Genomic DNA, 15,580 nt, shown 5'->3' with positions numbered 1-15,580 from the left:
TGCGGACATCCGCAATCACCCGCGGACACCTAGCATATGACAGATGGCGTAACTTAATTCACTGCGGTTGAGGGTGTAGAAGTGAAAATGCTTTACACCCTCTTTGGCCAGTACTTTCACCATATCCATGGCAATGTTGGCGCCAATCAGATTCCGGGTTGCCTGATCATCATCATCCAGACCCTCAAAAAGCCGGTGCAAGTAAGCGGGGACATGTACATTGGTAAACCCGGCAAACTTCACCAGCGTCTGATAATTGGTCACCGGCAGGATCCCAGGCACAATATCAAGATCGATACCTGCCGCCGCAGCACGATCCCGAAACCGCAGGAACATACTGGTATCAAAGAAAAACTGGGTTATCGCTTCACTGGCACCCGCTTCTGCTTTGCGCTTCAGATTAAGCAGGTCAAACTGTGCATTCGGCGCTTCAGGGTGTTTTTCGGGGTAGGCGGCCACAGATATATCGAAGTCTGCTACATCTTTAAGCAGCGACACCAGGTCAGCAGCATACATGTCAGTTTTCTCTGTGCCTGGGGGTAAGTCGCCACGCAGAGCAACAATCCGGCGTATTCCAGAGTTCCAGTAATCCTGAGCGATTTGTCTCAGTTCGTCTGGCGTAGCATCTACGCAGGTAAGGTGTGGCACAGCATCGACCCCGGTTTGCTGGTGAATGCGTTTAACCACATCGTGGGTACGATCACGCTCGCCACTATTAGCCCCATAGGTTACAGACATATAACTGGGCTTCAACGGTGCCAGGCGTTCCACAGACTTCCACAGAGTTTGCTCCATCTTTTCAGATTTTGGCGGGAAAAACTCAAAGGACACATTTATGTCACGCAATTCGGACAAAGACTGGTTCAGGGCATCAATCCCCTGTGCATACGACACCATAGCGTGCTCCCATATAGACGTTTAGACGTCTAAATTATGTTATGTGTGTCTAGACGTCAAGCGGTTTACACTGCTGAATTGACCTTTTCTGTGCATTGTTTAGAATTTCGGTTTATATCATAAAAACAATATTGGACACCCACATGGCAAAATGGAACGGAAAATACGTTCATCCCTACGCTGAGCACGGCAAAAAAAGTGAGCAGGTGAAAAAAGTGACTGTCTCTATCCCAATTAATGTGCTGAAAGAGTTAACGGATGAGCGGACCCGTCGTCAAATCAATAATCTGCGCCACGCTACCAACTCAGAGTTGCTGTGCGAAGCCTTTCTTCACGCATTCACCGGACAGCCACTGCCGAGCGATGATGATCTTCGCAAGGACAACCCAAACCGGGTGCCCGCTGAAGCAAGACGGATAATGGAAGAAATGGGAATCGATCCCACGCCGGATAACGAGGCGGGAGAGTAATTTTCACCTGTATGACAGTATAACGGTGCCAGATATACCGCTCTGTTGACAGGTGACTCACATGAGCCGAGTTTTACCAGAGGCCCTAAGCCATGCCACCCGGTTAAGGGTGGCATTGTGGTTTAACGGTAACTGGAAGGTAGCTCTTCAACTCTGGCAACCCCAGAGTCAATGGCGGCTTTTGCCACTGCAGTGGCAATGCGGTTACACAGGCGGGGATCCATGGGTTTTGGAATAATGTAGTCTTTGCCAAAAGAGAGTGCGTCAGAATTGCTGGCGCTAAGTACTTCATCAGGTACGGGCTCTTTTGATATATCGCGTAACGCTTCTACTGCAGCCACCTTCATTTCATCATTAATAGCGGACGCTCTTACATCCAGCGCACCACGGAAAATGAAAGGGAAGCACAGCACGTTATTCACCTGATTAGGGTAGTCTGAGCGGCCGGTCGCCATAATTAAGTCGTCGCGAACTTCGTGTGCCAGTTCAGGCTTAATTTCAGGGTCGGGATTCGAGCAGGCAAAAACAATAGGGTTTTCTGCCATAAGCGCGAGTGTTTCTGGTGGCAGTAAATCGGGACCAGAGACACCAACGAAAATGTCTGCCCCGTCCATGACGTCATCAAGGGTTCGCTTGTCGGTATTGTTAGCGAAAAGCTTTTTATGTTCCGTTAAGTCATCGCGACGTGTGTGGATGACGCCTTTGCGGTCAAGCATATAAATACGTTCACGCTGTGCACCACATTTTATCAGCAGTTCCATACAGGCAACCGCGGCTGCGCCGGCGCCCATGCATACTATTTTTGCCTTTTCGATAGACTTGCCCTGAATTTCCAGCGCGTTGAGCATACCTGCAGCCGTCACAATGGCTGTCCCGTGCTGGTCATCATGAAATACCGGAATTTTGCACCGTTTTATCAGCTCCTGCTCAATCTCGAAGCATTCCGGTGCTTTAATATCTTCCAGATTAATCCCACCAAATGTATCGGCAATATTCGCAACCGTATTGATAAATTCTTCTGTGGTCCGGTGTTTCACTTCGATGTCGATGGCGTCAAGATTGGCAAAGCGCTTAAACAGTAATGCCTTTCCTTCCATGACTGGCTTTGAAGCTAATGGTCCCAGGTTACCCAGTCCCAGTATGGCGGTGCCATTGCTGATCACTGCCACCATATTGCCTTTAGCCGTATACTGATAGGCGGCATTCGGGTCTTCGGCAATTTCACGGACGGGCTCGGCTACGCCTGGGCTGTAGGCCAGCGCAAGATCGTTAACACTGTCTGCGGGTTTAGAGAGTTCTACGCGAATTTTTCCGGGCGTCGGCTTAGCGTGATAATCAAGAGCGCGTTGTCTGAAATCTGACATCGTAACAGTATCCTTAAATAGGGTTGAGGTTGATGCTGTGATGCACGAAATTATGATGTATGGCGGACAATTTGTTATTAGCTTTTTTTATCGCCTGGATTCATGAGGAGCCTTGCTCGGCTCGCTGCTACAGCGGTGCGAACTCTATCATGATGCTAATTACCAGACATATCTGATCAGACGCTTTACCTGAAATTCAGATAGACATTGTTTGCATTTGTGATGAGACACACACTGAATCTACGATGCTAATCTATTGGAATGACAGACGAATTGCTAATCTATCTGCAAGATAGTTGTCATTTATTATATTTATCAAGGTGAGAATAAATATAGAGGGCTGATATGGTGGGGCGCTGGCAATGGATACAAAAAAGGCGCCTGACGGCGCCTTTTCAGGGTATTCAATGGACTTACTTTTTGCCCAGACCACCAAAACGCTTTTTGAAGCGATCAACACGACCACCGGTGTCAACGTTACGTTGCTTACCAGTATAGAAAGGGTGGCATGAAGAACACACGTCCAGGTTGATGTTTTTGCCCAGAGTAGAACGGATCTTCATTTCGTTACCGCAAGAACAGGTTGCAGTAATTTCGTTGTAGTCAGGATGGATACCTTGTTTCATGGATTACCTCATCATATAAGGCCGTATCGCTATCCAGCCCGAAGCTGAACACCATACGCAACTATATTCAATGCAACGCCCATCGCAGATTGCGGGCAATCAAAGACAGGCCTTGCCGTAAAGAGCGGCGCATATTAATGTATGGAGGCATAAGAATCAAGTGAATTGTCCAGTAAACAGGCAATCAATCCGTTTTCTTCCGTCGTTGATCCACGCCAGCCGGCACCTGAAGGAGCCATCATTGCATTTTATAGATGTTGCCGTGCCCGTCCCTCTGCGCCGTACGTTCACATACCGGGCTGAGACTGAGTTACAAACCGGTGTGCGTGTGCGGGTGCCCTTCGGAAACCGTCAACTCACAGGCATTGTTATCGGGGCGGCGGCGACGCCCAGGGATACGTCGGTTAACATTAAAGACATCGAAGAAATACTGGATACATCGCCTGTCTTAGCACCGGTGATGGTCCGGCTGGCCCAGTGGCTTTGGCAATATTATCACCACAGCCCCGGTGAGGTCCTGCACACCATGTTGCCGGTCAAAATCAGAAAAGGTGAGAAAACCGGGCCTGATGAAGAAACCTATCTCGTTCCATCAGCTATGCAGGCGGAAAAGGGCAGTCTGGAGAGAGCGCCGAAGCAACAGTCTTGTCTTCACGATATTCAGACCCGGGCAGAAACAAAACGCGTGTTAACACAGCGCTATTCAGCAGCTGTTATCAGTGCGCTGAAAGAAAAGGGGCTGATCACAGAATCACGTCATACCCCTGGCCCTCAGCCGCAACGCTGGCTGGACACGCTCGCAATCGCTGAAAAGCCTGTGCCGGACAAAGAACAGGCCGTTGCCGTGGCAGCGCTGACAAATACATCAGGCTTTTCGGTAAGCCTGCTGGAAGGTGTCACGGGCAGTGGCAAAACCGAAGTGTATTTACAGACGATCGAATCGATACTGAAAAATGGCAGGCAGGTGCTGATATTAGTTCCGGAGATTGGCCTGACCCCGCAGACAGTGGCGCGATTTCAGGAACGTTTTAGTATTGATGTTGGTGTGCTGCACTCGCAGCTTAACGACCGTCAGCGGCTGCGAGTCTGGCAGCAGGCCAAAGACGGTGAGCTGGGGTTGATCATTGGCACCCGGTCAGCGATTTTCACGCCGCTTAAATTTCCCGGCATGCTGATTGTTGATGAAGAACATGATGAATCGTACAAGCAGCAGGACGGGGTGCGCTACCATGCACGCGATTTGGCCGTCATGCGCGCAAAAGAAGAAAATATTCCGCTGGTCCTGGGTACTGCTACCCCGTCTCTGGAGTCGTTAAATAATGCATTGGCGGGTCGTTATGCCCATCTAACGCTCAGTCAGCGTGCGGGCGGGGCCAGTGCTACCAATATGCATTTGCTGGATATCCGCGACCAGGTAGTTAACGCCGGCCTGGCCGATGGCATTTTGCCCGTTATGCGGCGCCATCTGGAACAGGGCAATCAGGTGCTGGTGTTTATTAACCGGCGGGGCTTTGCGCCAGCACTGCTGTGTCATCACTGTGGATATACCATGCACTGTTCACGTTGCGACAGACCTTACACTGTACATCGCGCGCAGAATGTTCTGCAGTGCCACCATTGCGCGGGCACGCGCGCCATTCCCAAACAGTGTGAGCAGTGCCACAGCCAGGACATGGTTACTGCGGGAGTGGGCACCGAACAGGTAGAAGGTGCGCTGGCTCATCTGTTTCCGGATGCACCACAGGTGCGTATTGACAGTGACGCTGTGCGCGGTAAAGACAAGCTGCAGCATACCCTGAACGCCATCAATCGTCGGGATTATCAGTTGCTGATCGGTACCCAAATTCTGTCGAAAGGTCACCATTTCCCTCATGTAACGCTGGTCGTTGTTTTAGACTGTGACGGGGCGCTGTTTAGTGGTGACTTTCGCGCATCGGAGAAACTTGGTCAACTAGTGACACAGTTGGCCGGGCGGGCAGGCCGCGCCTCGAAGCCAGGAGAAATGTGGCTGCAAACGCACAACCCCGATCATCCGTTGTTACTGGATCTGATTCATAACGGGTATGCACACTTTGCCCGTCACGAGCTGACCGAACGAAAGGCCGCACTGCTACCACCTCACGCCAGCCAGATTGTGATTCGGGCTGAAGCGGGTGAGGCAGGTCAGGCCTTCGGGTTCTTAAACCAGTGTAAGGCTGAAATCCACCGCGTTGCGACCCACAATCCGCCCGCGCAGGCAGGCCCGTTACCAGGACTGATTGAAAAACGTCAGGGGCGCTACCGTTTTATGCTGGTACTCACGCACGCGAAGCGAGCGCCACTGCATGAGGCGCTAAGACTGGCACTTCCCGGCATTAGTGCGCTACCCGAAGCGGGCAGAGTGCGCTGGTCAGTCGACGTTGATCCCACCGATTTCAGTTAAGCTCTGCCGGACCAGTAACATGCATCACATCCAGTCCACACCCCAGGGCAGCCTCAACCGGTAACCGCAGGCGTGTTTTTTGTGGACTCCCGCAAACAGAAGTAAAGCACACAGATACCTTTGGTTAAGAATTTATAAAAAATGGGGAGATTGTGGGCAGCATTCCGTCGCAATAGTGGGTACACTTGGGCCGGAAATACTCACATGTATTGTCATCGGTATGGCAGGAATTCGTATTTGTAAGGGTAAGTTGCTGCTTATGGCTCAGCGAGATTATGTATCCCGTGGTCGTGCGCCACAGAAAAAACAGAATAAAAAAACAACCGGTAAAAGCCGCAAGGCATCCCCAGCGTCATCGCCTGTGGCGTCCTTCCCGAAAGCGAGGCTGGTGGTGGTTATCATGCTGTTAATTGGCTTTGGTTATTTCCTGTGGTCAATTAAAGATGCGTCTGACACCACACCGGATGCGCCTGCAGAGCGCGCTGGAAGGACATCGCCAGACGCATTGCCAGAATTGCCCGAAGAAGAATGGGAGTACATTAAAACGCTGCCGGGCTATGAAGTAGAAGTGGAAGTAAAAGAACAGGAAGCGTCAGATAAACGTTATCTGATGCAGTGTGCGTCATTTCGGACACGCGCACAGGCTGAAGAAATGAAAGCAAAAATTGCGTTTCAGGGGCTGGAAGCGCAAATCCGCCCCAGTAGCGGTGACAACGGCGAATGGTTTCGTGTGATCCTGGGGCCATTTGACGCCAAGCGAGACGCTGAACGCGCTAAACACAGCCTGCGCAAGGTGAATATCTCTACCTGCCAGATTTGGTACTGGAATCTGTAGCTTTAACATTCGGGGCGGTTGTACCGCCCCGGTGCCTCTTGAATTTACGTTAACGCCCCCCACTTCCCTATCATCAAGTTAACCTGCGTGGCATTGCTGCGTACCCACAACAACGGGGAATCAACGTGACAACGATAGTATCAGTCAGGCGCGACAATCAGGTCGTGATTGCGGGTGACGGCCAGGTATCACTTGGCAACACAGTAATGAAAGGCAACGCGCGCAAAGTGCGCCGTTTGTACAATGACAAAGTGCTGGCCGGGTTCGCTGGCGGCACGGCAGATGCCTTCACCCTGTTTGAACGCTTCGAAGCAAAACTGGAAACCCATCAGGGTCATTTAACCCGCGCTGCGGTCGAACTGGCAAAAGACTGGCGAACGGACCGTCATTTACGGCGGCTGGAAGCGCTGCTTGCGGTCGCAGATGAAACCGCGTCGTTTATCATTACCGGAAACGGTGACGTGGTGCAGCCTGAGCAGGATTTGATTGCCATTGGCTCAGGGGGGCCTTATGCCCAGTCAGCAGCCACAGCGTTACTGGCCAACACCGAGCTGTCAGCCAAAGAAATCGCTGAGAAAAGTCTGAGCATTGCGGGTGATATTTGCGTATACACCAATCAGAATCAAACAATTGAAGTACTGGATTACTAGCGACAACACAGGTCGCTGCGTGGCCGCTGGCCGCGAGAAAAAATAAGGGTTTTGCATGTCTGAGATGACACCAAGAGAAATAGTTCATGAACTTGACCGCCATATTATCGGTCAGCAAGGGGCGAAACGTGCGGTTTCTATTGCATTGAGAAACCGCTGGCGCCGCATGCAGCTTGAACCAGAGCTGCGCCAGGAAGTGACGCCTAAAAATATTCTGATGATAGGCCCGACCGGCGTCGGAAAAACGGAAATTGCCCGCCGGCTGGCGAAACTGGCAAATGCGCCGTTTTTAAAAATCGAAGCGACCAAGTTCACAGAAGTTGGCTATGTAGGTAAGGAAGTGGAGTCGATTATCCGCGATCTTACTGATATAGCCGTCAAGCTAACCAAGGAACAGGAAATGAAGAAGGTTCGCTACCGGGCTGAAGAAGCAGCGGAAGAGCGAATTTTAGACGTATTGTTGCCGCCACCGGAAGACGCCTGGGGCAAAAAAGAAGACGTCGAAGACCGGGGCACGCGCCAGAATTTCCGTAAGAAGTTGCGCGAAGGCCAGCTGGACGATAAAGAAATTGAGATTGATATCGCACAGCCGCAAATGGGTGTGGAGATCATGGCACCGCCTGGTATGGAAGAGATGACAAACCAGCTGCAGGGCATGTTCCAGAACTTATCTGGCTCACAGTCATCGAAAAAGAAAAAGCTGAAAATCAAAGAAGCTTACAAGCTGCTGATTGAAGAAGAGGCGGCGCGTCTGGTGAATCAGGACGATTTGAAAGAAAAGGCCATCGAAGCTGTAGAGCAGCACGGCATTGTGTTTGTCGATGAAATTGACAAAATCTGTAAGCGCGAAGGCAATACCTCCGGCGACGTGTCCCGCGAAGGGGTGCAGCGCGACCTGCTGCCGCTGGTTGAAGGCTCTACCGTGTCAACCAAGCACGGCATGGTGAAAACCGACCACATTCTGTTTATCGCCTCCGGTGCGTTCCAGATGAGTAAGCCGTCGGATCTGATCCCTGAGCTTCAGGGCCGTCTGCCAATTCGGGTAGAGCTACAGGCGCTGAAGGTTGAAGACTTCAAGCGGATCCTGACCGAGCCCAATGCGTCACTCACGGCGCAGTACATTGCGTTAATGAAAACAGAAGGCGTGGATGTGAAATTCGAGGAGTCGGGTATTCAGCGGATTGCCGAAGCCGCCTGGCAGGTTAACGAGCGAACCGAAAATATCGGTGCGCGGCGCCTGCATACCGTGCTGGAGCGTCTGATGGAGGATATTTCTTACGACGCCTCTGAGAAAACCGGCGAATCGCTGGTGGTTGATGCAGACTATGTTAACGCGCATCTTGACTCACTGATAGAAGACGACGATCTGTCACGCTTCATTCTTTAAAAACAGCGCGAATGTCTGTCAAAGCCCCTGGTATTTATCAGGGGCTTTTTTGTTTATCGCGACTTATCAGCAAGGTCATCAATGCGCCGCTCAAATCCACACCCGTAGTGTTTTCTACATACAGAAAGTAAGGGCAGGGGTTAGCTTCCAGAAAGTAGTAAGTATTATCGCCTGTTCGCCGCCAGTCGATGGCACACCAGTGCATGCCGAATGCACGACATATTGCCTTTGCTTGCTGGGTTACAGCGTCAGGCGCGCTAGCCACTTCCGGTACAACCGTGGTATCGGTGCGAAAATCAGTGTGCGTGGTATCCAGGGCAAAGTGAAAAACCTTTTCGCCAATCACATAGGTTCGAATATTGGTGCCGGGTATGCAGGCCTGCACGGTGGCGGGTGACAGGGCAAGCCGCGCGCAAAGCCGCTCAGTATCCTGGCTGTTTAAACGGGTGGCGGTCTCACCGCCATGCACCGGTTTTACTATCAGTGTCTGATGGTCACGGGCAAACGCCAGGGCGCTCTCACTGTTATTGCCTATCCAGGTAGCCGGAATCTGGACACCCAGTTGTCTGGCGTGCTGAAGTTGTATGGGCTTACACTGATGATAACGGATCGCATCAATGCCATTCACCCAGTGTATTGCCGGGCAACGAAACCAGCTTTGCAGTGTGCTTACATGGTCCATCATATGGCTGCGGGCACTATCCTGTGTTCCCGCGGGTGGCCTGTACTGGTGCCAGTACACTGCTGTGATGTGGGTCCAGGGAACGCGCTGATTTGTGCATTCAATGGCCCCGACAGCGCTATCCGGAAGAAAGGATAAAGTCCACTGACAGCCAAACTGTTGCGTATCGAGTGCCCAGGGCGTTTGCCCGCGTTCGAGCAGACGATTGTACAGGTGGCGGATTTGTGGGTCGGTCTCTGAGCCAAGTAAAATGATCATCTGTATACGGCCACACCTTGAACGGTGTGGCCAACCACTGTTAGTACAGGACTTCAGGTGGGTATTCGCCACCGTCTTCACCTATTGCCTGGGTGGTGTAGACCGGTGGTCTAACCGTAACATCAGGCAGGGGAAAGGGAATAAACGCGGCACCGCTGACGTGCTCAATGTCGTCGTGGGTCAGGTCTTGCTGGGGAGTAGTAATAGCTGACATAAGTATCTCCTTATTTATGTCGTTACGGCATCATTGCCGGTTAAGGGCGGGCTACACCATGCAGCCCTGCATATCATCACCCGTAAACAGGTGTGTATGGTTCTGTCAGGCTGCGCTTGATGGGATGTACAGCGACCGAAAGTAAGCGGCCATCAATGCAGCGCGATTAGGTATCGCCAGTTTGCGATAGATATTGGCGCAGTGAAACTTCACCGTGCGCTCGCTAATGAACAAGTCTGCGGCAATTGCCTTGTTGGGCAGACCTTCCATGATTTTTCGTGCCACCTGCAGTTCACGTCTGGACAGTTGTGACAGGGGCAACTCCTTCTCATTTAACGGATACATACGTATCTCCTTATGCTGGGTTAAGTGTCTGCAATACCGGGTATGGCAGAACGGTCAAGTCGCGTCAGCCCCTCACTGGAAAGTGAGTAAATCTGGTCGGCCATTGCGATGGTTTGCGGGCGGTGTGCCACGACAATCCGGGTGATCGCCATTGACTTCAAATGGCGGTTAATTTGTGCTTCGTTGTCGATATCCAGTTGACTGCTGGCCTCATCAAGAAACAGGACGGCAGGCTCACGATATAATGCGCGGGCCAGCAGCAGGCGTTGACGCTGACCACCTGAAAGTGCGCTCCCCATATCGCCTATCAGTGTCTGATACTGCATGGGCATGCGCATAATCTCATCATGCAGACAGGCAAGCTGCGCGGCCTGAGCGACTTTTTCTAATTGCGGTGGCTCATCAAAGCAGGCAATGTTCTGAATCAGCGTGCCATTCATACAGGTGTCGTCCTGCATCACTGAAGCGAACAGATGGCGGAATGCACATCTCGGTGATATTTGCTGCTGACCAAACTGGATCTTTCCCTCAGAGGGTGTCAGCAATCCCATCAGACATTTGAGTAACGTCGTTTTGCCACTCCCACTGTTGCCGACAATGGCGACGGTGGTACCAGGGGCAACATGCAGAGAAATATTACTGAATACATCTGGCTCCAGTTCGCCATACCGGTATGCCAGTCGTTCTGCCTTCAGTGCGGCTGACTGCGGTTCGGGCAACGCAGAAATACCGGGGGAGACAGGTGGTGGAAGGGCGGGAGTAAGGACAATATCGGCCAGTCGATCAAGGTGCACACCCAGCATACGAAACTCAATCAGTTTGGTGATAAGACTGTCAAACGATGAAGCAAAGCGGGTTTTGTAGGCGGTAAACGCGTAAAGCATTCCGATGGTAAACTGGCTGTCCATAACCAGGGTCGCTGCAAGATAAATAACCACAATGTGCTCAAGCCCAAACAGCAACTGGTTGGCGGCACTGGCACCGATATCCAGTTTTCCCAGGCGCAGATCACGGTTGAGGGTTTCTACCAGGTGATTTTGCCACTGACTCTGCCGCCGTCCATCCTGCTGGTAAAGGCGAATGGGCTGAATGGCACGCAGGGTTTCAATAAAATGACTCTGTTCACTGGCCGCCATGGCAATGCGCTCAGTCGTTTCCCGTTTTACCCAGGGCAAAAGCGCAAGTCTTACCGCAAGATACAGTAGCAGCGCTGCCAGCGTGATGACGGCCAGCAACGGCGAGTAGAGATACATGACAACGAGCGTCAGACTGGCGGTCAGGCCATCAAGAAAGGCGGTAACCAGTCCCACCGTGATAAACTCACGAATATGGTTAAGGGCACCAAAACGCGAGACCAGGTCGCCGGTGTGGCGTTTGGCAAAATAATCCATAGGCAGTTGCGTTAAGTGCCGGAACACATTGGCAGACAGCTGTAGTTGTAGCCGTGTGGACATAGACAGGATCAGGCTTCGGCGCAGCACGCTTAGCAGCAGTTCCATCATCAGCAGTAAACCAAAGCCAATCGCCAGTGTCAGCAACAAATCACGGTTGCTGTTTAGTAACACATCATCAATGATGGTCTGTAAATAATAGGGTGAGGCTATCGCAGCAAGTTGTAACAGCAGTGACAGAACAAACAGAATAAGCAGGCTACGTTTAAGGCCGCGAGCCTGATCCCACAGTCGAAAAAGCGACAGCGGGGAAGGCTGACGTACGGGCGTGAACGACTGGGTTGGCTGTAATTCCATCGCAACACCGGTAAAGTGCCGGGATACATCTTCATAAGAAAGAGTACGGCGGCCAATCGCAGGATCATGAATGATGACGCGGTTGCGCTCTGCGGCTTTAAGAACGACGAAGTGTTGCATGTCCCAGTGCAAAATAGCGGGGCAGCGAAGCTTGTCTAATTCCTGCATTTCCAGCTTCAGTGCTCGCGGGCTCAGTTGCATTGACGCGGCCATGTCCATTAACGACTTGAGGGATGCACCGCGCATTGATACGGCGAAGCGTTCGCGCAACTGGGTCAGGCTGGTGTTGTCACCAAAATAAGCGGCCACCATACTCAGGCAAACCAGACCGCATTCTGCTGACTCAGCCTGAAACCGCAGTGGCAACCGGCGCCCGGTAGTCAGTCTGTTCAGCAGTCCCTGCGACACGTTTTCGTTCCCTGCCATGTTCATACCCTTCCTTTAATACTCAGCAGTGGCTCAAGCAACCATTCGAGCAACGAACGCTGGCCAAGGTGGATGTCGGCAGAAAACGTCATGCCGGATTTAAGGCCAATGGTACTGCCATGTGCAGTAAGCTGGGCTTTATCCAGCGTTACCCGCACCAGATACCCCGGTTCGCTGAAAACAACCGGCGCGTCAGGCCAGTCGCCGGGCAGCATGAGCGTGTCGGAGATACGGGTAATCTGGCCGCTGTGAAGTCCGTATTTCTGAAACGGAAAGGCGTCATAGCGAAGCTGTACCGATTGGCCCTGTGCCAGAAAACCCGCTGCGGTAACAGGCACCACCATTCGTGCCTCAATGTTGCTATTGTCCGGTGCAAGGGTCATAACCAGCTGACCTGCGCGAAGCTGCTGTCCCTGATAGGCGTCAAGCTGGCTGACAATGCCAGCCCGCGAGGCGAGCACAACCGTATTTTGCTGGCTCTGAAGCTGCACAATTCGCTGTTGCAAATCGCTTATCTGGTTGTTGAGCGTAAGCGTCTGGCGGGCAAACTCATCGGGCAGGCTCTGCAGCGTCGACGCCGTCTCATCATATTGCCGGGTCAGGGCGGTTTGTTCCCGTTTGAGTTGCTGAAATTCCTGGCGCACCTGTAAGGTCTCGGCAGTAGAAAGCGACAGTTCCCGGGCTGAAATATACCCGTCGTCAGACAACAGGCGCATACTTCTATGGCGGGTTTCAGCAAGCTCGAGGCGCTGACTGGCCAGGGTCATCATGGTTGAGAGGGTTTCTAAGTCCTGGGTGAGTAAAGTCAGCTTGCGCTGAGCGGCATTGCGCTGCTGTTTAAACAGGCTGGTGCCATGCGTTTGCTGTGTTTCAAGACGTGCCACCTGCTCCTGAAGCTGTTCAATTTGCTCGCCCTGCGTACTGGCACCACTTAATAATGGCGCGGTCACGTCCAGCTCAAGGATAGGCGTTCCCGCCTCCACACGCTCCCCCTGTGTAACAAGCAGACGGGTTACAGTCCCCTGACGTTGTGCAAACGTGCGTATTTCGCCACGCTCGGGTTCCAGCCACCCGGTGACGGTGGCGTGCCGGCTGTAGTTGTGTGTACACAGAAAGTAGACCAGTGCACCCAGCCAGGTCAGTATGATCCCGGTGACAACGGCATAAGATAAGCGGGGAATTAACAGCACATCGCCCGGCAGACGCTGTTGCTGATGATCGATTGCCTGTTGTCTGAAAAGTGATTTTCGTCTCATTCCTGTTTGCCTGTATTGTGAGCATGCCGCACCCGGCTTCCCGCTTCCATGCGGGGCTGGCAATCCCTGGCGTCTTTCCCTGACACCTCCGTTTGCAACTTGCCGGGTACGTTTGCGCATCGTCAGTCATCCGTGCTGACGCTATTAACTTTATGCAGGCGGTGTTTTTTGCTCTTTCTGGCCGGAGACCGGCCAAAACGGGGGGCTAGAGAGGTGGGTAATGTCGCGATTTTATAAGCCGATGGCCCAATTTTGTATTCAGAATGCCACTGAAAGCGGCAAAGGACAGGCAAAATTACTGCTGTTTTTATGGACAAAGGCTATGCTATAAACCATAAATCGTGAAAAGTTTTTACAAAAAAATAACAGTACCCAGGCAGTGTAAGGAACCCGCATGTTTGTACCCAGTATATTACTTAAGCAGCTCTATACGCACGGCAGTCTGACCAAAACCGAGGATGGCCTGTCATTCATGCTGAAAAACCGGCTGAAGGACGCGTCGCTAAAAGAGCTGAAATGGATCGCTCTGGACGGTGAAAAAATCAGTGATGACAAAATTACGCTTCAGGTCGGCAGCGATACTCTGTTATCGGTAGACGAGCTGAACCGTGCGGGTGAGACACCCTTTGATCTTAAGCAGATTATTACGGTACACCTGAAGCTTGACGAACAAGCCAGTCCGGAGAAGCGTAAAATAGGTATTTCCTTCGTTGCCTCGCCCTTTGGAAAACTGAAATTTGAAGTGGAAGATAACATCACCACACCCAAATCACGCGGCGGCCATATTCCACGGGATAATTTTGATGATTATGGCGAGAAGATCATCAAAACCCGCCAGCAATATTTTGAGCAGCAAAGTGGCGGCAAGGTCGACCATGTGGGCAAGTACTCCATCGATCCGCAGGCGCTGAAAGGCAATATCGAGCATTTTATCGGGGTTGCGCAGGTCCCCATGGGGATTGCCGGTCCGATTAACATTGACGGCGAATATGCAAAAGGCGAATTTACCGTGCCGCTGGCGACCACAGAAGGCACGCTGGTCGCGTCGTACAATCGCGGCATGAAACTGCTGAATATGAGTGGTGGTGTAAAGGCGACAGTCGTCGATGATGCCATGCAGCGGGCACCTGTGTTTGTGTTCCCGGATGCCCGCGGCGCGCGCGATTTTGCAAAATGGGTACAGGAAAATATTGAGACTATCCGCGGTGAAGCAGAAGCCACCTCCAGTGTGGCAAAACTCACCTATGTCGATACGTATCTGTCGAACAAATTTGCCTTTTTACGCTTCAACTACCGCACCGGCGATGCCGCCGGGCAGAACATGGTCGGCCGGGCAACATTCGCTGCCTGTGGCTGGATCCTCGATCATTACGAGGGCATTGAAAACTTTTATCTTGAGTCAAACTTTGCGACTGATAAAAAAGCGTCACAAATTAATATTATGCGGACCCGTGGTAAACGCGTAACCGCAGAAGCCACCATCAAGCGTGAGCACTTGTTGTCAGTGATGCGGGTGGATCCGAAGCAGATTGATTATCATGGCCGTGTTGCGGGTGTGGGGTCGTTCCTGTCCGGGGTAAATAATACTGGGCTGCACTCGCCAAACGGCATCACCGCCATGTTTATTGCTACCGGTCAGGATGTCGCAAATGTGTCAGAGTCGTCGGCGGCTATGATGTATTCTGAGCTCACCGAGGAAGGTGACCTGTACCTGTCGATCACCATTCCGTCGCTGATTGTCGCAACCTACGGCGGCGGCACCGGCATTGGCACGCAGCGAGAGTGTCTGGAACTGCTTGGCTGTTACGGGCGGGACAAGGTCTACAAGTTTGCTGAAATTGTGGCCTCGGTGGTACTGGCGGGCGAGATTTCACTGGCTTCGGCGATTTCCTCATCCGACTGGGTGTCGTCGCACGAAGAATACGGGCGCAACCGCTAACGCGAAAACGAATAAGGGACGAATAAAGAAAAGGGGGCGAATGCCCCCTTTGTTATTTGTG

General features: G+C 52.1%; 14 protein-coding genes. 6 read left to right on the top strand and 8 right to left on the bottom strand.

Annotation, left to right across the window (positions count from 1 at the left end; translation table 11 throughout):
* Positions 1-15: 15 nt before the first annotated feature.
* Complete coding sequence (metF, locus tag IE054_RS07660; RefSeq protein ID WP_189405003.1) at positions 16-897, bottom strand: methylenetetrahydrofolate reductase; 882 nt, start codon at positions 895-897, stop codon at positions 16-18.
* A 143-nt stretch (positions 898-1,040) separates the two neighbouring features.
* Here metF and metJ point away from each other — a divergent pair, with 143 nt between their 5' ends.
* On the top strand, positions 1,041-1,367 hold the full coding sequence (gene metJ, locus IE054_RS07655) for a met regulon transcriptional regulator MetJ (RefSeq protein ID WP_189405000.1): 327 nt from the start codon (positions 1,041-1,043) through the stop codon (positions 1,365-1,367).
* A 122-nt stretch (positions 1,368-1,489) separates the two neighbouring features.
* On the opposite strand, the gene IE054_RS07650 is transcribed toward metJ, so the two are convergent.
* Together IE054_RS07650 and rpmE are read right to left on the bottom strand one after the other, a co-directional pair.
* Positions 1,490-2,731, bottom strand: coding sequence for a malic enzyme-like NAD(P)-binding protein (locus tag IE054_RS07650; RefSeq protein ID WP_189404999.1), 1,242 nt, complete (start codon positions 2,729-2,731; stop codon positions 1,490-1,492).
* 413 nt (positions 2,732-3,144) lie between these two features.
* Complete coding sequence (gene rpmE, locus IE054_RS07645; protein ID WP_189404996.1) at positions 3,145-3,357, bottom strand: 50S ribosomal protein L31; 213 nt, start codon at positions 3,355-3,357, stop codon at positions 3,145-3,147.
* A gap of 241 nt (positions 3,358-3,598) precedes the next feature.
* Between rpmE and priA the strand changes: the two genes are divergently transcribed.
* The 4 genes from priA (at position 3,599) to hslU (ending at position 8,651) form a co-directional block, all read left to right on the top strand.
* Entirely contained in the window at positions 3,599-5,779 is a 2,181-nt protein-coding gene (priA, locus tag IE054_RS07640; RefSeq protein WP_189404994.1) for a primosomal protein N', read from the top strand.
* 259 nt (positions 5,780-6,038) lie between these two features.
* Positions 6,039-6,614 (top strand): SPOR domain-containing protein, encoded by a 576-nt coding sequence (locus tag IE054_RS07635; RefSeq protein WP_189404992.1) that lies wholly within the window; start codon positions 6,039-6,041, stop codon positions 6,612-6,614.
* 125 nt (positions 6,615-6,739) lie between these two features.
* Positions 6,740-7,264 (top strand): ATP-dependent protease subunit HslV, encoded by a 525-nt coding sequence (gene hslV, locus IE054_RS07630; RefSeq protein WP_189404990.1) that lies wholly within the window; start codon positions 6,740-6,742, stop codon positions 7,262-7,264.
* Positions 7,265-7,319: 55 nt separating this feature from the next.
* The gene (gene hslU / locus IE054_RS07625) at positions 7,320-8,651 is read left to right on the top strand and encodes an ATP-dependent protease ATPase subunit HslU (RefSeq protein WP_189404988.1); all 1,332 of its coding nucleotides are present in this window, start codon (positions 7,320-7,322) and stop codon (positions 8,649-8,651) included.
* A gap of 37 nt (positions 8,652-8,688) precedes the next feature.
* On the opposite strand, the gene IE054_RS07620 is transcribed toward hslU, so the two are convergent.
* The 5 genes from IE054_RS07620 to IE054_RS07600 form a co-directional block, all read right to left on the bottom strand.
* Positions 8,689-9,591 (bottom strand): ATP-grasp domain-containing protein, encoded by a 903-nt coding sequence (locus IE054_RS07620; RefSeq protein ID WP_189404986.1) that lies wholly within the window; start codon positions 9,589-9,591, stop codon positions 8,689-8,691.
* 40 nt (positions 9,592-9,631) lie between these two features.
* Positions 9,632-9,805 carry a hypothetical protein gene (locus tag IE054_RS07615; protein ID WP_189404984.1) on the bottom strand — a complete coding sequence of 58 codons (174 nt, stop codon included), beginning with the start codon at positions 9,803-9,805 and terminating at the stop codon, positions 9,632-9,634.
* Between the two features lie 105 nt (positions 9,806-9,910).
* Positions 9,911-10,150, bottom strand: coding sequence for a helix-turn-helix domain-containing protein (locus IE054_RS07610; protein WP_189404982.1), 240 nt, complete (start codon positions 10,148-10,150; stop codon positions 9,911-9,913).
* Between the two features lie 20 nt (positions 10,151-10,170).
* On the bottom strand, positions 10,171-12,324 hold the full coding sequence (locus tag IE054_RS07605) for a peptidase domain-containing ABC transporter (RefSeq protein ID WP_189404980.1): 2,154 nt from the start codon (positions 12,322-12,324) through the stop codon (positions 10,171-10,173).
* 2 nt (positions 12,325-12,326) lie between these two features.
* Positions 12,327-13,580, bottom strand: coding sequence for an HlyD family secretion protein (locus IE054_RS07600; RefSeq protein ID WP_189404978.1), 1,254 nt, complete (start codon positions 13,578-13,580; stop codon positions 12,327-12,329).
* A 394-nt stretch (positions 13,581-13,974) separates the two neighbouring features.
* On the opposite strand from IE054_RS07600, the gene IE054_RS07595 reads away from it, so the two are divergent.
* Positions 13,975-15,519 carry a hydroxymethylglutaryl-CoA reductase gene (locus IE054_RS07595; protein ID WP_189404976.1) on the top strand — a complete coding sequence of 515 codons (1,545 nt, stop codon included), beginning with the start codon at positions 13,975-13,977 and terminating at the stop codon, positions 15,517-15,519.
* Positions 15,520-15,580: the final 61 nt, after the last annotated feature.

It is taken from the genome of Alteromonas halophila, assembly GCF_014651815.1.
In the GTDB taxonomy this organism is placed as follows: domain Bacteria; phylum Pseudomonadota; class Gammaproteobacteria; order Enterobacterales; family Alteromonadaceae; genus Alteromonas; species Alteromonas halophila.
This window is presented reverse-complemented; position numbering and strand designations above follow the sequence as displayed.